The following is a 20,091-nucleotide window of genomic DNA, read 5'->3' as shown; positions in this document are numbered from 1 at the left end:
CGCCGGACTCGTCAGAGGCCGAACTCGCTGTCGATGAGGTCGAATAGCTCGTCGTCGCTGGTCGCGGACTCAAAGGAACGTCCGTCCGCGTCGCTGCCGCTCTCCGGTCGCTGGATCTGCTCCCAGGCGTTCAGCAGCTCGCGCAGTCGCCCGCCGATCCGGTCGTCCACCGCGGGTGCATCCGCTCCCATGCCCGCGAGCGCGGCCGCCAGGCGATCCAGCTCGGCGAGCGCGCTCGCCTCCGGATCCGCCCGCTCGGGGAGCAGGCACGCGCCCAGGTGGGCGGCCAGCTCCTCGGGGGTCGGGTAGTCGAAGACCAGCGTCGCGGGCAGGCCGAGTCCGGTGGCGGTGGCCAGTCGGCGGCGCAGCTCCACGGCGCTGAGCGAGTCGAAGCCCAGCTCGCGGAAGGCCCGGCCCGGCCTGACCTCCGCGGGGCCCGGATGGCCCAGTACGGCGGCCGCCTCGGTGCGGACCAGCTCCAGCAGCACGCGGGAGCGTTCCGGTCCGGGTACGGCGGTCAGCCGCTCGGCCAGCGGGGTGCTGGTCTCGGCAGTCGGCGCCCGGTCGGCGGCCGCCGCATCCCGCAGGATCCGCCGCACCTCGGGCAGTTCGTCCAGCAGCGGGCGCGGGCGAGCCAGCGTGAATCCGGGCACGAAGCGCTCCCAGTCGATGTCCGCGATCACCAGCGTGGCCTCCTCGTGGTCCACCGCCTGGCGCAGTCCGGCCACGGCCGGCTCCGGCGCCATCTCCGGAACCCCGCCGCGCCGCAGCTGATCGCCGACGTGGCCCTCAGCCATACCGCCGCCGGCCCACGAGCCCCAGGCGATCGAGGTCGCGACCAGCCCGCTTGCGCGGCGCTGCTCGGCGAGCGCGTCGAGGAAGGCGTTCGCCGCGCCGTAGGCGGCCTGCCCGCCGCTGCCCCACACGGCGGCGCCGGACGAGAACAGCACGAAGGCGTCCAGATCCGTGTCTGCCAGGAGCTCGGACAGGTGCATGGCGCCCGCGACCTTGCCGCCGGCCAGTTCAGCGAGGTCCGCGATGGTGTTCCGCTCCACCGGGACGGCGAACTGCGCGGTACCGGCCGCGTGCACCACGGCGGTCGGCGGCCAGGTTGCCAGCAGCGCGGCCACGGCCTGACGGTCCGCCATGTCGCAGGCCTCGACGACGGCCTCGCAGCCGAGTGCGGACAGCTCCGCGATCAACTCCGCCGCACCGGGTGCCGCCGCGCCCCGGCGGCTGGTCAGCACCAGCCGCTCGGCGCCGGCCCGCGCCAGCCACCGCGCCACCTGCGCGCCGAGGCCGCCCGTACCACCGGTGACCAGCACCGTGCCGCGCGGCCGCCAAGGGCGCGCCGGTGCTGCGGTGAGCCCGGCACGGACCATCCGGCGGCCGTGCAGGCCCCCGGCGCGGACGGCCGCCTGGTCCTCGCCGTTCTCGGCGGCGAGCAGCGCGGTGAGCGCGACGCCGTCACGGTCGTCGAACGTCTCCGGGAGATCCACCAAGCCGCCCCAGCGCTCCGGGTGTTCGAGGCCGATGATCCGGCCGAGGCCCCAGGCCATGGCCTGGTGCGGGCTGCGTACCGGGTCGTTCCGGTCCACCGAGACCGCGCCACTGGTGACGCACCACAGTGGAGCCGTGCTGCCGGTCTGGCCGAGGAGTCGGAAGAGCGCGAGGGTCGTGGCCAGGCCGATGGGGACCACCGGGTGCTCCGGGAGCGGGAGTTCGTCCAGCGCGAGCAGCGACAGCACACCCGCCGTCGCCGTCGTGACGGCTGCGCGCACGGGTTCGAGGTCGGCGGGGTCGACGACCACGCGGGTGACGGTGGCGCCGCTCTGCCGCAGCGCGGCGGTCACGGCCGCGGGCAGCGCCTGCTCGGCGTGCGAGGCCGGGACGACCACGACCCAGTTCCCGTGCGGAGCGCCGTCTGCTGCAAGGGGCAGGGGCTTCCACACGATGCGGTAGCGCCAGTCGTCCACTGCCGACAGCTCGTGCTGCTCCTGGCGGTAGGAGGCCAGCGCGGGCAGCACGGCGCTCAGTTGCGTGTCGGTGTCGATGCCCAACGCGTCCGCGAACGCCGTCACATCGCCCGCTGCCACGGCCGACCACAGCCGGCCGTCCGCCTCGGCGGCGACGGACGAGGGGGCGGGGACGGAGGCGGCCTCGGGCCAGTAGCGCTCGTGCTGGAACGGGTAGGTCGGCAAGTCGACCCGCCGGCCGCCCCCCGTGACGCGGGCCCAGTCGACCGTGGCGCCGTCGACGTGCAGCTCGGCCAGCGCGGTGAGCAGCGTGCGCGCCTCGGGACGGTCCTTGCGCAGGACGGTGGTGGCCACCCGCGGGGCGGCCGTCAGACTCTCCTCGGCGAGCGCGGTCAGCACACCGTCCGGGCCCAGCTCCACGAAGCGCTTGACACCCGCGGCCTCCAGCGCCCAGACACCGTCGTGGAACCGCACCGCCTCACGCACGTGCCGCACCCAGTACCGCGGGTCGCACACCTCGTCCGCGCCGACCTGCCGTCCCGTCAGGTTGGAGACCAGCGGGACGGTAGGCGCGGCGAGCTCCAGCTCGCACACCACCTCGGCGAACTCCGCCAGCATCCCGTCCATAGCAGGAGAGTGAAACGCATGCGAGACCCGCAAACGCCTAGTCTTTCGACCCAGCTCCTCCCAGTGCATCGCCAGCTCCAGTACTCCGCTTTCGTCGCCGGACAGCACCACCGAACGCAGACCGTTGACGGCGGCGACGCTCACGTCCGCCCGATCGTCGAGCTGCGCCAGCACCTCGTGCTCGGTGGCCTCGACGGCCACCATCGCACCGCCCACGGGCAGCGCCTGCATCAGGCGCCCACGCGCCGCCACCAGCCGGCAGGCGTCGTCCAGCGAGAACACCCCGGCCACGTGCGCGGCGGCGATCTCACCGACCGAGTGGCCGATCAGCGCGTCCGGCATCAAGCCGAAGGACTCCAGCAACCGGTACAGCGCCACTTCCAGGGCGAACAGCGCCGGTTGGGTATACGCGGTCTGGTGGATCACCTCACCGTCGCCGAACACCACCTCCCGCAGCGGCCGTTCGAGCTCGGCATCGACCCGCGCGCACACCGCGTCGAAGGCCTCGGCGAACACCGGGAACGCCTCGTACAACTCCCGTCCCATACCCGGGCGTTGCGCCCCCTGACCGGTGAACAGGAACGCGGTCAGGCCGTCCTGAGCTGCCTCCCCCACCCTGAGGCACACGTCGGCGCGCCCTGCGGCAGCCGCCGACAGCCCGCCCAGCAGTTCTTCGCGGCTGCTGCCGACCACCACCGCCCGCTGCTCGAACACCGAGCGCCCGGCCGCCAGCGAGAACCCGACATCCGCCAACGATAGGTCGCTGTCCAGGAGTTCACCCAGCCCGTCGGCCTGTGCACGCAGTGCTTGGGGGCTCCGGGCGGAAAACGCCAAGGTCACCAGCGGCAGCACGGGCCCGGCGTCAGCTGACGGCTCACTGACCGGTGCCTCTTCGAGGATCACATGCGCGTTGGTCCCGCTGATCCCGAATGAAGAGACCCCCGCCCGGCGCGGTTCCTCCGCCCGCGGCCACGCCTGCGCCTCGGCAAGCAACTGGACGGCACCCGCCGACCAGTCCACGTGCGGCGTCGGCTCGTCCACGTGCAGGGTCCGCGGCAGCATCCCGTGCCGCATCGCGAGTACCATCTTGATGACCCCCGCCACACCCGAAGTCGCCTGCGTGTGACCGATGTTCGACTTCAGTGAGCCGAGCCGGAGCGGCACCTGCCGGTCCTGGCCATAGGCGGCGAGGATCGCCTGCGCCTCGATCGGGTCGCCCAGCGTCGTGCCCGTGCCGTGCGCCTCCACCGCGTCGACCTGGTCCGCCGTCAGCCCGGCGTCGGCCAGTGCAGCCCGGATCACCCGCTGCTGCGACGGCCCGTTCGGCGCCGTGAGCCCGTTGCTCGCGCCGTCCTGGTTCACCGCCGTACCGCGCACCACCGCCAGCACCGGGTGCCCGTGGCGCTCCGCGTCAGAGAGCCGCTCCAGGACCAGCACACCGACGCCCTCGGCCAGGCCGAAGCCGTCCGCCGACGCCGCGAACGCCTTGCAGCGCCCGTCCGGGGAGAGCGCGCGCTGCCGGCTGAAGGCGCGGAAGGCCTCCGGGTCGGCCATCACGGTCGTCCCGGCCGCCAGCGCCAGCGTGCACTCCCCCTGCCGCAGCGACTGCACGGCCAGGTGCAGCGCCACCAGCGACGAGGAGCAGGCCGTGTCCACCGTCACCGCCGCACCCTCCAGGCCCAGCGCGTAGGCGATCCGCCCGGAGGTGACGCTGCCCGCGGCTCCGGTGATCAGATAACCCTCCAGCCCCTGCTCGGCCTGGTGCACCCGGGCGCCGTACTCCTGCGCGGACGCCCCCACGAACACGCCGGTCCGGCTGCCGCGCAGCGCGCGCGGTTCGACACCCGCCCGCTCCAGCGCCTCCCAGGAGGTTTCCAGCAGCAGCCGCTGCTGCGGGTCCATGGCCAGCGCTTCGCGTGGCGAGATGCCGAAGAAGCCCGCGTCGAACGCCGCGGCGTCGTGCAGGAAGCCGCCGGCCCGCGCGTACGAGTGGCCTACCCGGTCAGGGTCGTCGTCGAACAGGGTGGCGAGGTCCCAGCCGCGGTCGGTCGGGAACCCGGAGACCGCGTCGGTCTCCGACCGGACCAGCTCCCACAACTGCTCGGGGGTCCGCACACCGCCCGGGAGCCGGCAACCCAGGCCGACGATCGCGATCGGTTCCGTCGCCGCCGCCACGGGTTGCGTCGTGGTCGCGACGGCGGGCGCCGCCTCGGTCAGCCGGCCCAGCAGGTAGCGCGCCAACTGCACCGCGCTCGGCTGGTCGAAGACCACCGCCACCGGCAGCGCCAGACCCGTCGCGGCGGCGAGCCGGTTGCGCAGGTCGACCGAGGTGAGCGAGTCGAAGCCCAGCTCCTTGAACGCCCGGCCGACCTCCACCGCTGCCGGACTGCCGTGGCCCAGCACCGCCGCTACCTGGGTCCGCACCAACTCCAGGACGGTGCGCTCCCGTTCGGCCGGTGCCAGCCCGGCCAGCCGGCCGCGCAGGCCCGGCTCGCCGGCGGTGCTCTCCTCGGACTCCCGCTGTGCCTCGGAGAGTTCGGCCAGTAGCGGGCTAGGGCGGGCACCGGTGAAGACCGGAACGAACCGGTCCCAGTCCACCTCGGCCACAAGCACGAAGCGGTCCGCGTGGTCGAGGGCCGTCTGCAGCGCGCCGATCGCCCGCTCCGGGTCGATCACCGGGACGCCGCGGCGGCGCAGCGTGTCCTGCAATGCCTCGGGGATCATGCCCCCGCCGGCCCACGGCCCCCAGGCCACCGAGAGCACCGGCAGCCCCTCGGCGGCGCGAAGCTGCGCGAACGCGTCGAGGTGGGCGTTGGCGGCGGCATAGGCGGCGTGCTCGCCCACGCCCCAGACGCCCGCGATCGAGGAGAAGAGCACCACGGCGTCCAGCGAGTCGCAGTCGAGCAGCGCGTCCAGGTGTCGCAGACCGGCCACCTTGCCACCCACCGCCTCGGCGAGCGCCGCCGGGTCCGTCTCTGCGAGCGGCGCGAGTCGGCCTACGCCGGCCGCGTGCACAACGCTGCGGATCGGACCGTGCTCGGCCGTGACCCGCCGGACCAGCTCCGCCGCCTGCCCAGGGTCTGCCAGGTCGCAGGCGACCGCCACGGCACGCACACCCAGGTCGCCGAGCTCGGCGACCAGCTCTGCGGCCCCGGCCGCGGCCGGGCCCTGACGGCTCACCAGGACCAGCCGCTCGGCGCCGCCGCGGGCCAGCCAGCGCGCGACGTGCGCGCCGAGCGCCCCGGTGCCGCCGGTGATCAGCGCGGTGCCGCGCGGCCGCCACGCCCGTCGGGCGGGCCGCCCGCCCAGCGGGGCATGCACCAGGCGCCGGGCGAAGACTCCGGAGGCGCGCAGCGCCAACTGGTCCTCACCGCCGACGCCCGCCCCGATGACACGGGCCAGGCGGGTGGCGGCACGGGCGTCCAGAGAGCCCGGCAGATCGACCAGGCCGCCCCAGAGCTGCGGGTACTCCAGGGCGGCGACCCGCCCCAGACCCCACAGTTGCGCCTGCGCCGGGCTCACCAGCCGATCAGACCGGCCGACCGAGACCGCCCCCCGGGTCGCGCACCACAGCGGAACGCCCGCGTCGAGGGCAGCGGTCACGCGGATCAGGTCGAGGCTCGCCGCGAGGCCACTGCTCAGCGCCGGGTGGCCGGGGTGCGGGGTCTCGTCCAGCGCCAGCAGCGAGAGCACACCGACAACGTCGGGCATGGCCGCGAGGGCCTGGCGCAGTTGCTCGGCCAGTTCCTCGCCGTCGACCTCCCCGGCGGGGACGAGGAGCAGGCGGCAGCGCAGGGCCGACCTGAGCGTCCCGGACAACTCGTCGTCTGCGAGGGCCGCCGGGACCACCAGCAACCAGGCACCCGGGGTGGCCGGTTGCGCCGGCTCGGGTAGCGGCCTCCACGCGATGTCGTAACGCCAGGCGTCGGTGAGCGTGCTCTGGCGGCGCCTGCGCTGGAAGGCGGCGAGGGCGGGCAGCGCGGCGGTCAGCTCCTGCGGCTCCGAGCCCACGGTCCGCGCGAGCGCATCGAGGTCCTCTTGCTCCACCGCTTCCCAGAATCCGGCGTCGCCGCCGCTCGGGGCGGCGATCGGCGCGGGCGTGTCGAGCCAGTAGCGTTGACGCTGGAACGCGTAGGTGGGCAGGTCGACTTGGCGAGTGCCGGACGGGAACTGCCAGGTCACTGGGGTGCCGTTGACGTGGAGTTCGGCGGCGGAGGCCAGGAACCGGGCCAGGCCGCCGTCGTTGCGGCGCAGGGTGCCCGTGACGACCGCTCCGGGAGCCGTCTCCTGGAGCGCCATGGTGAGCACCGGGTGCGGGCTCACCTCGACGAACACACTGTGGCCATCGGCCGTCAAACTGCCGACCGTGGCTTCCAGTTCGACGGTCTGCCGCAGGTTGCGGTACCAGTAGGACGCATCCAGGCACGCGGTGTCCAGCAGGCCGCCGGTCACCGTGGAGTAGAACGGCACCGTGGAACTGCGCGGCACGATCGGCGCCAGCACCTCCAGCAGCTCGGCCTCCAACTCCTCGACGTGCGCGGAGTGCGAGGCGTAGTCCACCGGGATCCGGCGCCCCCGGACGCCGTTCGCCTCGCAGCGGGCCAGCAGCGCGTCCAGCTCCCCGGTGTCACCCGAAACCACCACTGAGACAGGCCCGTTGACAGCAGCAACCGAGAGGCCGTCAGTCAGCAGTCCGCGAACGTCGGACAACGACAACGAAACCGACACCATGCCACCGCGCCCCGCGATCGCGTGGATCGCCCTACTGCGCAGCGCCACCACCCGCGCGGCATCCGCCAGCGACAGCGCACCCGCCACACACGCCGCCGCGATCTCACCCTGACTGTGCCCCACAACCGCCGACGGCTCGACCCCGTACGAGCGCCACAGCTCCGCCAGCGACACCATCACCGCGAACAGCACCGGCTGCACGACATCGACGCGATCCAGCGCGGCACCGTCACCGCGCAGCACCTCGGCCAGGTCCCAATCCACGAACGGCCGCAACGCCGCCGCACACTCGCCCATCCGCTCGGCGAACACCGGTGAAACGTCCAGAAGTTCCACCGCCATCCCGACCCACTGCGACCCCTGCCCCGGGAACACGAACACCACTCGGTCCCGGTCCTCGGCCGCCGCCACACCCTGGACGACGCCCGTGGCCAACTCCCCCTCCGCCAAGGCCCGCAGCGCCGAAGCGCGGTCTGCCGCCAGCACCACCGCGCGGTGCTCCAGGGCAGCACGCCCAGTGGCCAAGGTCAGGCCGACCTCGGCCGGTGACAGTTCTTCCCGGTCGGCCAGATGGGCACGCAACCGCTCGGCCTGGGCGCGCAACGCGTCGCCGCTGCACGCCGACAGCAGCCACGGCACGCTCTCCGCACCGTCCGGCGCGGCGTCGGCGACGTCCGCCACAGCAGGCGACTCCAGGATGACGTGGGCGTTGGTCCCGCTGATGCCGAACGACGACACCCCTGCCCGGCGCGGCCCGCCCGTTCGCGGCCAGGCCACCTCCTCCGTCAGCAGCGACACCGCCCCCGTCGACCAGTCCACATGCGACGTCGGCTCGTCCACGTGCAGCGTGCGCGGCAGCACCTCGTGCCGCATCGCAAGCACCATCTTCATCACGCCGGCCACACCTGCCGCCGCCTGCGCGTGCCCGGTGTTCGACTTCAACGAGCCCAGCCACAACGGCTGTTCGGCGTCCCGCTGCCCATAGGTGGCGAGCAGCGCCTGCGCCTCGATCGGGTCGCCCAACATCGTCCCGGTCCCGTGTGCCTCCACCGCGTCGACCTGGTCGACCGTCAGCCCCGCGTCCAGCAATGCCGCCCGGATCACCCGCTCCTGCGACGGCCCGTTGGGCGCGCTCAGGCCGTTGCTCGCGCCGTCCTGGTTGACCGCACTGCCGCGCACCACCGCCAGCACCTGGTGCCCGCCCCGCCGAGCGTTCGACAGGCGCTCCAATACGAGGACGCCCGCGCCCTCCGCCCAGCCGGTGCCGTCCGCGGCTGCCGCGAACGGCTTGCACCGCCCGTCCGCCGCCAGGCCGCGCTGGCGGCTGAACTCGGTGAACATGCCCGGGGTGGCCATCACGGTGACGCCGCCCGCCAGCGCCAGTCGGCACTCGCCCGCCCGCAGAGAGCGAGCGGCCAGGTGCAGCGCCACCAGCGAGGACGAACACGCCGTGTCCACCGTGACCGCCGGCCCCTCCAGGCCCAGCGTGTAGGCGATCCGGCCGGAGGCGACGCTTGCCGCGCCGCCGGTGAGCCTGTGCCCTTCGAGCCCTTCGACGGCCTCGTGCAGGCGCGGGCCGTAGTCCTGCGCCATCATGCCGACGAAGACACCTACCGCCTCTCCGCGCACAGCTGTGGGATCGAGCCCGGCCCGCTCCAACGCCTCCCAGGAGGTCTCCAGCAGCAGCCGCTGCTGCGGGTCCATGGCCAGCGCCTCGCGCGGCGAGATCCCGAAGAAGCCCGCGTCGAACTCCGCAGCTCCGGCCAGGAATCCGCCCTCGCGGGCGTAGCTGGTGCCGGGCCGGTCGCCGCTTGGGTCATAGAGCCCGGCCAGGTCCCAGCCGCGGTCCTCGGGGAAGCCGGTGACGGCGTCGCGACCGGCCAGCACCAGGTCCCACAGTGCCTCCGGCGAGTCGACACCGCCCGGCAGCCGACAGCCCATGCCGACGATCACGACCGGATCGTCCTCGTCTGTCACCACTCGTGCCGGCGCGGTACTCACCTCACCGGCGGTTCCGTCCGCCAGCGCCCGCAGGTGCTCGGCCAGCCGCGCGGGGGTCGGGTGGTTGAAGAGCAGCGCCGACGGCAGCGACAGCCCGGTGGCCCGGTTCAGGCGGTCGCGCAGCTCAACCGCCGTCACCGAGTCGAAGCCCAGTTCCTTGAAGGTCCGCTGCGGGGCGATCGCGCGGCGGTCGGCGTGGCCGAGCACGGCGGCGGCGTGGGCGCGCACCAGGTCGAGCAGCGATCGCTCGGCGGCAGCGGCCGGTGCCGGGTCTGCCTGGCCTGCCTGGCCTGCCGGGTCCGACTTCGGGCTCGGCAGCACGGAACGGTCGGTCGGCAGCTGCGGGGCCTGCAACCCGTCGAGCCAGTGGCGGGTGCGTTGGAAGGCGTAGGTGGGCAGCTCGATCCGTCGGGCGCTCTCGGGAAAGGCCCAACTCACGGGCACGCCTTGGACGTACAACTCGGCCAGAGAGGTCAGGAACCGAGCCGGGCCGCCCTCGCCTCGTCGCAGCGTGCCGGCCACCACCGCCTGGGGAGCCGTCTCCCGGAGCGCCCCGGTGAGCACCGGGTGCGGGCTCACCTCCACCAGCACGCTGTGCCCGTCACGGGTCAACGTGCCTACCGTGGCTTCCAGTTCGACGGTCTGGCGCAGGTTGCGATACCAGTACCCGGCGTCCAGACCGGCGGTGTCCAGCAGGCCGCCGGTCACCGTGGAGTAGAACGGCACGCTGGAGCTGCGCGGCACGATCGGCGCCAGTACCTCCAGCAGCTCGGATTCCAACTCTTCGACGTGTGCCGAGTGCGAGGCATAGTCCACCGGGATCCGCCGGGCCCGCACGCCGTCCGCCTCGCAGCGGGCCAGCAGCTCGTCCAGCGCCGCGTTGTCACCCGAAACCACCACCGCCTCGGGCCCGTTGACCGCAGCAACCGACAGGCCGTCAGTTAGCAGCCCCCGAACTTCGGCCAACGACAGCGCCACCGACACCATGCCACCGCGCCCCGCGATCGCTTGCAGAGCCCGGCTGCGCAACGCCACCACCCGGGCCGCGTCCGCCAACGACAGCGCACCCGCCGCACACGCGGCCGCGATCTCACCCTGACTGTGACCGACCACCGCAGCCGGCTCGACCCCGTGCGAGCGCCACAGCTCCGCCAGCGACACCATCACCGCGAACAACACCGGCTGCACCACATCGACACGATCAAGCTCGGCGCCATCACCACGCAGCACCTCGAACAGATCCCAATCCACGAACGGCGCCAACGCTGCCGCACACTCGCCCATCCGCTCGGCGAACACCGGTGCAGTGTCCAGCAGTTCCACCGCCATGCCCACCCACTGCGCACCCTGCCCCGGGAAAACGAAGGCGACCCGCCCAAGGTCCCCGCGAGCCACGCCCTCCACCACACCCGCAGCCGGCTCACCCGCCGCCAGCGCCCCGAGCGCCGCTACCCGGTCCGCCGCCACTACCACCGCCCGGTGCTCGAACGCGGTCCGGGTCGTCGCCAGCGAGAACCCGACATCCACCGGATCAACTGCGCCAACGGCCGCCAGCGCCGCCGCCTGCGCCCGCAGCGCGCCCGCCGACCGCCCTGACAGCACCCACGGCACCATGGCTGCGGGTCCGTGCCCCGACCGCGCCCCCTCGTCCTCCGCGACCTGCTCCCAGGCCGACAGCACCACATGGCAGTTGGTCCCACCCATCCCGAACGAGCTGACACCGGCCGTCAATTGCCGCTCAGGCGCGGGCCATGCGCCCAACTCTCGCTGCACCCGCAGGTTCAGCCGGTCCAGCGGGATCGCCGGGTTCGGCTGCTCGAAGTTCAGGCTGGCCGGCAGCCGGCGGTGTCGCAACGCCAGCACCGCCTTCAGCAGGCCGGCGATGCCGGCCGCGCCCTCCAGGTGGCCGATGTTGGTCTTGACCGAGCCGACCGCGAGCGGCGAGCCGGTCGGGCGGGCGGCGCCGAACAGGGCGCCGAGGGCCGCCGCCTCCACCGGGTCGCCGACCCGGGTGCCGGTGCCGTGCAGTTCCACGTACTGGATCTCGTCGGGCTCGACACCGGCCCGCTCACAGGCCAGCCGCAGCACCTCCCGCTGGGCGGCGGCGTCCGGCACGGTCAGGGCGACAGGATCAGCGGGCGCGATGCCGCCCCCGTCGTTGTTGACCGCGCTACCCCGAACAACGGCGTGGATCGGGTCACTGTCCGCGATCGCCCGGGCCAGCGGCTTGAGGACGACCAGACCGCCGCCCTCCCCGCGCACATACCCGTTGGCACGCTCGTCGAAGGTGTAGCACCGCCCGTCCGGTGACAGCGCGCCGAGCCCGGCGGCGACCAGTGCGCTCCGCGCGGCCAAGTTGAGGTTGACGCCACCCGCGAGGGCGATCTCGCACTCGCCACTGCGCAGGCTCTCGCATGCGAGGTGCACCGCGACCAGGGATGACGACTGGCCGCAGTCGACGGTCAGACTCGGTCCGCGCAGGCCCAGCACATGTGACAGCCGGTTGGCGATGATCCCGCGCTGCAGGCCGGTCGCGGTGTGGTGGCCGATCCCGCCCGTGCCGCGCCGGTGCAGCAGCGTGGCGTAGTCGTCCCAGATCGCGCCGACGAAGACACCGGCCCTGCTGCCGCGTGCCCGGGCCGGAAGCACTCCGGCATGCTCCAGGGCCTCCCAGCCTAGTTCGAGAACCAACCGCTGCTGCGGGTCCATGCCGGCGGCCTCACGCGGCGAGATGCCGAAGAACTCGGCATCAAACCGGTCGACCCCGTCCAGGAACCCGCCCCGGCGCAGGCTCGGCGCAGCCGTGGCCGCGGTGAGTGCGTCGTCCTCCCAACGGCCTTCGGGGATTTCCGAGATCGCGCTGCCACCGGCTCGCAGGAGTTCCCAGAAGGAATCAGGGTCGGGGGCCTGCGGTAGTCGGCACGACATTCCGATGATGGCGATCGCATCGCCCGGAATTCCCCATGCGGAACCATTCATGAAATCTCGCTCCACTGCGCCGAGAAAGCCGACCAAACGGACGCCGGCTCAGCAAAGCCGACCGTGAACACCTGCTGAGCAACAGCTCTGCGACGCGATACTAGTGACGGCGCAGAGCCACAAGCATGCTGCGGAGGAAAGACCATACAAACCCTCAGAAAGCAGCGACGGGGCTTGACGGGAGAGTGGCACACCCAGACTAGGGATTTCCACAGACCGAATTCGACTAGCCTGCGCCGCGCTCATCGACGTGACCGCGTGATCGAGGGAGAGTTCCATGGCCGACACCGAGCCGACGGCGCAGCAGCCCCAGGCGTCTGGGCAACCGGCGGCAGTCCCGCTGCCGACCGAGCGCAGTTGCCCGTTCAGCCCCGCCGACGGCTACCGGGTGCTGCGCGAGCAGGGCGTGGCCCGCCTCGCCTTCCCCAGCGGCCCGCTGGGCTGGGTGGTGACCCGGCACGCGGACGCGAAGGCACTGCTCACCGACACCCGGTTCAGCGCGCGACAGGAGGGCCTGGTGCCGCCGGTGCCGAGCGAGCTGCACTACGCCGCACCCGCCGAGCCGGGCGCGTTCGCCAAGACCGACGATCCGCAGCACAGCCACTACCGCAAGCTGCTCACCGGGTTCTTCACGGTCCGCCGGGTGCGCGAGATGCTGCCCCTGATCGAGCGGGTCACCCGTGAGCAGCTGGATCGGCTGGCCGAGGCGGGCCCGGGCGCAGACCTGGTCGAGCACTTCGCCGAGCCGCTCCCGGCCCGGGTGATGGGCGAGTTCCTCGGCATCCCGGAGGCCGACCTGGAGCCGCTGCAACGGCATGTGAACGCGCTCGGCAACATCACCAGCACCATCCCTGAGGCCATCACGGCGATCACCGGGCTGGGCGAGTTCCTCGGCTCCTTCGTGCCACCGCTGATCGAGACGCCGGACGAGGGCCCGGTCGGCGACCTGGTCCGCACCGGCAAGGTGGACGACAAGGAGCTGATGAACCTGGTCAGCACCATGATCAATGGTGGCCTCGACACCACCGGCAACATGCTCGCGCAGGGCGTCTTCGCGCTGCTCCAACACCCGGACCAGCTGGCCCTGCTGCGCGAGGGGCCCGAGCTGATGGACGGCGCGGTCGAGGAGCTGCTGCGCTACCTGACGATCTCCCACCTCGGCGCCAGCCGTTGGGCGCTGGAGGACACCGAGTTCGGCGGCCGGCAGGTCAAGCAGGGCGAGGTCGTGGTGGTCGCGCTCGGCGCCGCCAACCGCGACCCGGAGCGCTTCGCCGACGCCGACCGCCTGGACCTCACCCGCGCCGACCACAGCCACCTCGCGTTCGGCCACGGCTCCCACCAGTGCCTGGGCCAGCACCTGGCGCGGGCCACCCTGTCGGTCGCCTGGCGCGGCCTGCTCGACCGCTTCCCGGACCTGCAACTCGCCGTCCCCGCCGAGCAGATCACCATGCGCGAGAACTACGTCCACTACGGCCCGCTCGCCCTGCCAGTCAGCTGGACCCGGGAGGTCCGATGAGGATCACCGCCGACCCGTCACGCTGCTGCGGCGCGGGCCTGTGCGCCCGGATCGCGCCCGGGGTCTTCGACCAGAGCGAGGAGGACGGCACGGTCGTCCTGCTCGCCGCCGAGCCTCCCACCGAACTGCTCCCCGCCGTCCGCGAGGCGTTGTCCCGTTGCCCCACCTCTGCCATCCGTGGCACCAGCGGACCGTCAGGCCCGCAAGACTAGGTGAATCCCGGTCGGGACTCGGGTTCACTTCCACCCCTGACGACCGTCCGGCCCGCGGTCCCGTTCTCCCGGGCCGCCCCAGCTGTCAGGAGCGGCCGTGCCGGCAGCGCCTGCCGTCCGATTCCTGGCTGAGGCAACTGATGTGCCGTCACCCATGACGAAAGGAACGACGCGTGACCCTGGCCTACATCCTGGGTGGCGGCATCAGTCCGGCCTCCGAGAGCGGCGTGGAACTCTACGAGCAGTACCCGGTGGTCCGGGAGTGCTACGCAGAACTCTCGGGCTACACCGGCCTGACCGCCTCCCAGATCCTCACCGAGCCGCTGCCGGAGGAACCCGGCCCGCGGCGCAGTGTCGGAGCGGTCCGCCAGGCGGCGCTGGCCCTCGGCATCGCCGACCTGCTGGCCGACCTGGACGTCCGGCCGGGAGCCGTCGGCGGCCTCAGCCTGGGCGGGATGGTCAGCAGCTGCCTCGCCGGCTCGATCGAGCGCCGCGAGCTGGCCCGGTACCTGATGCACACCGGCGACGCGCCGCAGGTGGACCCGGACGCGCCGGCGGAGGGAATCGCCATCGCCTTCGTGCCCACCGACCGCGATCCCGCCGCCTACCACGAGCCGGCCGTCGCGGACGTCTACCTGGCCTCCGATTTCGGCCCCTCCATGGACGGCGGCGCCCGGATGCTCATGCTGTCGGGCCTGCGTGCGGCGCTGGAGAAGGTGGCGGCCGAGGCGCCGCAGGGCACGGTCGCGGTCCTCGACCAGTACCAGATCGCCCTGCACACCCCGCTGCGCCGGGCCGCCGGCGACTTCCTGGAGCCGTGGATCACCGCGATGCCGCTGCGTGACCCGGCACTGCCGCTCAGCTCCTGCCTGGAGCAGCGCACGCTGGTCACGGCCGAGGAGGTCCGCGACCTGTTCCTGCGCAACACCACCGACCCGGTCCATCTGCCGCTCGTGTATGCGGAGATGAAGCGCCAGGGCGTCCGGCTGGGCCTGGTGCTCGGCCCCTCGATCCCGTCCGGGATCGTCGACTTCCCATTCCCGGTGGTGCACATCGAGACCCCCGAGCACGTGGGGCAGGCACTGTCCGCGATCTACGAGCTCGGCATCGAGATACCCCCCGCGCAGGACGCCTGAGAGGACGGCGCCATCATGTCCACACCCCCCGGATACCTGACCCGCACCGACCGCTGGCTCTCGCTGGACCTGGACGACTGGACCCGCCGGGTCCTGCGCAGGCACTTCGACCCGGAGCACGGGAGCCCGTACTGGCTCAAGCGCGCCGCCGAGCTCCCCTTCGACCCGCTGGACGTCACCAGCTACACCGAGCTGTCGGCCTTCGGGCCGTTCCCGCTGACGGAGCTGCGCGAGCTGGACCCTGCGGACCTCGTCCCGCTGGCGGTGCCGCGGCCGCTGGCCGGCCAGGTGTGGGAGACCGGCGGCACGACCGGCGCTCCCTGCCGGGTCTTCTACACAGAGGCCATGCTCGCCCACAACATCGACTGGCGCTGCCGCGCGATGGAGGTGGGCGGGTTCGAGCCGGGCAGGTCCTGGCTGCACGCCGGACCCACCGGTCCGCACATCATCGGTACCACGACGCTGGCCCTGGCCAGGGACTACGCCGCCACCGTGTACGGGATCGACATGGACCCGCGCTGGGTCAAGCGGCTGATCCGGGCCGGTGATCTGAAGGGGGCCCAGTCCTACACCGACCACCTGCTGGAACAGATCGCCGACGTGCTCGGCAAGTGCGAGGTCGACTACCTCAGCACCACACCCGCGCTCTTCCAGGTCCTGCACCGCCGCCACCCCGACCTGGTGGGGCGCCTGCACGGCGTCCGCATCGGCGGCACCCAGGTGACGCCCGACATGTACCGCGAGTTCAGTGCCGCCATCGAGGGCAAGCCCCTCGGCCTGACCTACGGCAACACCCTCGGCAGCGGCATGGGCCTCCCGCCGTCCGGGGACGGCGCCCTGCTCCCCTACGTACCGCCCTACCCGCAGGTCACCTTCGCCGTGGTGCGCAAGGACGACTGGACCCGCAGCGTGGACTACGGACAGGTCGGCCGGGTGCGGCTGACCGTCCTGCACGAGGACCTGCTCCTGCCGAACGTCCTCGAACGCGACCGAGCCGTCCGCCACGCGACCGGCGACAGCTGGCCGTGCGATGCCGTCGCCAACGTCGAGCCGCTGCAGATCACCCAGGCTTCCCCCGAGGGCCTCTACTGACCGACCGCAGTCTCCAGCGGGCCACGCGTCCGCATGTCCAGAGCGGGATTACCACATGGCCGATCATCAGTTCCGGGTACTGGGCCCACTCGAAGTGGAGCATCCCGGTGGATCCCTCACCGTGGTCGGCGCGCGCCAGCAGATCCTGCTGACCATGCTGCTGCTCCATGCCAACCAGGTCGTCCCGGTGTCCCGGCTGGTCGAGGCGATCTGGGACGACATGCCGCCCTCGACCGCGCTGGCGCAGGTGCGCATCTGCGTGTGCAGGCTGCGCCGGACCTTCGCCCGGCTGGGCCTGGAGGATGCCATCCGGACGCACTCCTCCGGCTACCTGCTGCAAGCGACGGCGGACTCCTGCGACCTGGTGCGGTTCGAGGACTTGCTGGGCCGCGGGCGCGCGGCAGCCGCCTCGGGGCACACCGTGGGGGCCGCCGCGCTGTTCCGCGCGGCGCTGGCCCTGTGGCGCGGGCCAGCGGCCGACGGGCTCGAAAGCCCTCTGCTGCAGGCCGTGGTGTCGCGGGCCAGCGAGGAGCGCGCAGCCGCCCTCGAGGAGTGCTTCGATCTGGAACTCCAGCAGGGGATGCATCGAACCATCGTCGGTGAGCTCTTCATTCAGGCGTCCGCCTACCCCTATCGCGAACGGCTGAGCGCCCAACTCATGCTCGCGCTCTACCGTTCCGACCGGCAGGCGGAGGCGCTGGAGGTCTACCGGAACCTTCGACACCGGCTGGACGAGGAACTCGGCATCGAGCCGGGGTCGGCACTTCGCCGCCTTCAGCAGGACATCCTGGCGCAGGACCCGCGGCTGGTCGAGTCGTTCGACACCAGCCGCTTCCTCGACCCGGAGCCCACCCCCGGAGACGAACCTCCCGCAGCGCAGCAGTCGGCCGTCGCGACCTCCCTGCGGCCGGCGGCCCGGCCGTGGGCCGCACCGGACCGCAAGAGCGATCTTCTCCATCAACTCGAATGGGAGAACGCCTGGTTGCGCACCTGCTATGCCGCCCGCCAGTACCTCCTGGGGAACTTCGACCGCCTCCCGTCCTCGGCTGCCGGCCCCGCCCGTGCCCACGTCCTGAGCAGGAACAGCCTGACCAGGAACAGGGCGTCCTGAGCGCTCGCCTCCGTTCCTACGCATGCCCCGACAAAGGAGGTTTCCATGGATGTTGCCATAGTCGGCGCCGGCGCCGCCGCCGCCTGCCTGGTCGACGCCCTGTCCCGGCAGGAGTCCGAACCGGGCCGCCTGACCGTCTTCGACCCGTCCCCGCAGCCCTGGCGCGGGCAGCCCTACGCGCGCGACCTGGAACAGGTCAGGGTCAACCTGCCGCCGCAGCAGATGTCGGCACGCCACGGGGACGACGCCCACTTCGCCGACTGGCTGCGCTCCCGTCCCAAGGACGCAGCACGCCACCTGGACCCCCAGCTGAACCAGCCGCTGCCTCCGCGCGCCGTCTACGGCGACTACCTGGAGGAGACCGCCGAGGCAGCGATCGGGACGCTGCGCGGCCGCGGCTGGCAGGTCCAGCTGATCGCCGAACGCGTGACCGGGGCCGAGACCCGGCCAGGTGCCCGCGTGGAGTTGCACACCGCCGGCGGTGCGAAGCACCGGGTGGACCGCGCGGTGCTGTGCGTGGGCGCGGGTAGCCCCCGCGACGTCTACCGTCTCGCCGGTACACCGGGGTTCGTCCTCGACCCCTACCCGCTGGCCGACACCCTGGACGGCATAGCCGCCGACGCGGACGTCGCGGTCGTCGGCAGCGGCCTGACGGCGGTCGACGTGGCCGTCTGCCTGGCGGCGCGCGAGCACCGGGGAAGGATCACCCTGCTGTCCCGCCACGGGCTGCTCCCCCACGTCCAGCAGCGCGGATTCCCGTTCCAGCCGAAGCACCTCTCACGGGCCCGACTGCTCGAACTCGCCGAGCAGGGACAGCTGACGTTGCACCAGCTGAAGCCGCTGTTCGGCGCCGAGCTCGCCGAGTTCGGCGAGGACCCGGAGCAGTTGGCCGCCGAGATCGGTGCGGCCTGGACGGAACACCCGGCGGAGCGGCTGCGGCGTCAGCTGGGCGAGGTCGGCTCCGAGCAGCGTGCCCGCCGCGTCCTGGTGCGGCTCGTCCGCTCGCTGGGGCCGCTGGCGCTCGGCCTGCTCCCCGAACGGGAACGGAAGGAGCTGCAGGAGACCCACTTCCGGATCGTCTCCAGCCTCTGCTCGCCGATGGTCCCGGTGAACGCCGCCACCCTGCTTGCGCTCCACGACGCGGGACAGCTGGAACTGGTCGAGGGCGTGGAGCGGATCGAGCCCGCCCTGGGCGGGGGCTTCGGCATCGAAGCCACGGGTCGCGCTCGGCTCAGTGCCGACGTCGTGGTCAACGCGGTGAACGCGACGCCGTACGCGACGCCGGACTGCGCCGAGGGGTTGGTGCGCTCGCTGGTCGAGGCCGGCGCAGCCGAGTTGGGCGGCACCGGGGGCCTGGGCACCGAGCCAGGGACCGGCCGACTGGTCGTCGACGGACGCCCTGACCCGCGGCTACTGGCCCTGGGTGACATCGCCGGGCACAGCCTCTTCATCACGTCCAGCATCGCCGGCCTGGTCGCCCAGACCCCCGCCGTCACTGAGGCGCTGCTCTCCGGCTTCTGATTCCCGGTCATCGACGAAATGGTGGGGCGGGAGTGCAGTTGCACTCCCGCCCCACCATTGTCCGCTGCCGCGGCTACTTCTCGACGCAGAACTCGTTGATGGGGTAGCCGACGTGACGGTCCGCAGTGGGCAGGTAGCCCAGGACTTTGTCGCCCGGCTTGAGTTCGGTGCTGTTGAGGACGGTCCCGTTGGGGCCGAGGACCCGGACGTGCCAATCGTCCTGAAGGATCAGGTTGACGCCCTGGCCGTTGGGGGCGACGGCGTCGATGGAGATCAGCGGCCTCGACTCGATCTTGACCCGGCCCACGGTGACCACCCGGGTCTGGCCCTTGACGTCGACGGCCAGGAGCTTGCTGCCGGCCTGCAGCTCACTGAGGTAGTTGGTGCGGCCGTTCTCGCCGGAGATGGTGTAGGACATGATCGCGCCGGCGTTGACCCGGAAGGGGCGGGTGGGCATGTAGGGCAGCGGATGGGTCTCGCTGACGCAGAGGATCATGCCCTTGGAGTGGGAGCCCACCAGGATGCCCTCGTCCTTGCGGAAGTACGAGCAGGTGTCCACGCAGGCCCGCTCGCCCATGCCGATGTGCTCGGTCCGCACGACCTCCAGTTCCACCAGCGCCAGTTCGGCGGGCTGGGTCTCGGCGGCGGCCTTGAGCGCGGTGGCGTCGCCGACCGCCTCGGGAGCCATCATCACGCCCTCGGACCCGTGCTCCAGCACCCCGCAGATGATCTGGGCCTCCTCCACGTCCTTGGCCACCGTGATGATGTTGCCCTTCGACTCGGCGGCGGCGGCGATCACGATCTCCAGCGGGATCTTGGTGGGGTCGCGGAACAGCAGCAGGCTCCAGGGCTCGGTCCGCGCCGACTGGCACGCGTCCTCCAGGGTGTCCGCGTCCACGATCTCGACGAACCGGCCGAACTCGACCGTGGGGTGGGCCTTGGCGAGCGCCGCACGGCTGCCGTCCTGGCCCGGGGCGAGGATGACCACATCGGCCGGGGCCAGGTCCTCGGGCAGGTCCTTGCCCTGCGGCAGGTAGACCTTCTTCACCGTGGGCGGCAGCCCCTTGAGGTCGGCGAGGTTCGAGGTGACGATGCCGTCGATCCGCTGGTGCACCGCCTCTTCGATGATCGCCTTCTTGGCTCCCTTGATCGCCCGGATGTCCAACCAGGACAGCTTCACGAGATTCCC

The 20,091-nt window shown here is 72.5% G+C and carries 8 protein-coding genes; 6 read left to right on the top strand and 2 right to left on the bottom strand.

Features of this window, described 5'->3' with window-relative positions:
* Nucleotides 1-11 precede the first annotated feature (11 nt).
* Complete coding sequence (locus P3T35_RS23100) at nt 12-12,314, bottom strand: type I polyketide synthase (protein WP_101378600.1); 12,303 nt, start codon at nt 12,312-12,314, stop codon at nt 12-14.
* A 277-nt stretch (nt 12,315-12,591) separates the two neighbouring features.
* On the opposite strand from P3T35_RS23100, the gene P3T35_RS23095 reads away from it, so the two are divergent.
* The 6 genes from P3T35_RS23095 (at nt 12,592) to P3T35_RS23070 (ending at nt 18,902) form a co-directional block, all read left to right on the top strand.
* Nucleotides 12,592-13,830 (top strand): cytochrome P450, encoded by a 1,239-nt coding sequence (locus P3T35_RS23095; protein ID WP_101378601.1) that lies wholly within the window; start codon nt 12,592-12,594, stop codon nt 13,828-13,830.
* Nucleotides 13,827-14,042: a ferredoxin gene (locus P3T35_RS23090; protein ID WP_101378602.1), complete on the top strand. Its 216-nt coding sequence runs from the start codon at nt 13,827-13,829 to the stop codon at nt 14,040-14,042. Before P3T35_RS23095 ends, P3T35_RS23090 begins: the two co-directional genes overlap by 4 nt.
* A gap of 173 nt (nt 14,043-14,215) precedes the next feature.
* Entirely contained in the window at nt 14,216-15,178 is a 963-nt protein-coding gene (locus tag P3T35_RS23085) for a malonyl transferase (protein ID WP_101378603.1), read from the top strand.
* Nucleotides 15,179-15,193: 15 nt separating this feature from the next.
* Complete coding sequence (locus P3T35_RS23080; RefSeq protein WP_101378604.1) at nt 15,194-16,270, top strand: arylcarboxylate reductase; 1,077 nt, start codon at nt 15,194-15,196, stop codon at nt 16,268-16,270.
* Between the two features lie 55 nt (nt 16,271-16,325).
* Complete coding sequence (locus tag P3T35_RS23075) at nt 16,326-17,381, top strand: AfsR/SARP family transcriptional regulator (RefSeq protein ID WP_180356277.1); 1,056 nt, start codon at nt 16,326-16,328, stop codon at nt 17,379-17,381.
* 45 nt (nt 17,382-17,426) lie between these two features.
* Entirely contained in the window at nt 17,427-18,902 is a 1,476-nt protein-coding gene (locus tag P3T35_RS23070) for an FAD/NAD(P)-binding protein (RefSeq protein WP_101378606.1), read from the top strand.
* A gap of 73 nt (nt 18,903-18,975) precedes the next feature.
* On the opposite strand, the gene P3T35_RS23065 is transcribed toward P3T35_RS23070, so the two are convergent.
* Entirely contained in the window at nt 18,976-20,082 is a 1,107-nt protein-coding gene (locus P3T35_RS23065; RefSeq protein WP_101378607.1) for a 3-dehydroquinate synthase II, read from the bottom strand.
* Nucleotides 20,083-20,091 lie beyond the last annotated feature (9 nt).

It is taken from the genome of Kitasatospora sp. GP30 (assembly GCF_029892145.1).
In the GTDB taxonomy this organism is placed as follows: Bacteria; Actinomycetota; Actinomycetes; order Streptomycetales; family Streptomycetaceae; genus Kitasatospora; species Kitasatospora acidiphila.
The sequence above is the reverse complement of the archived record's forward strand: the minus strand, read 5'-3'. Positions and strand labels throughout refer to the sequence as shown.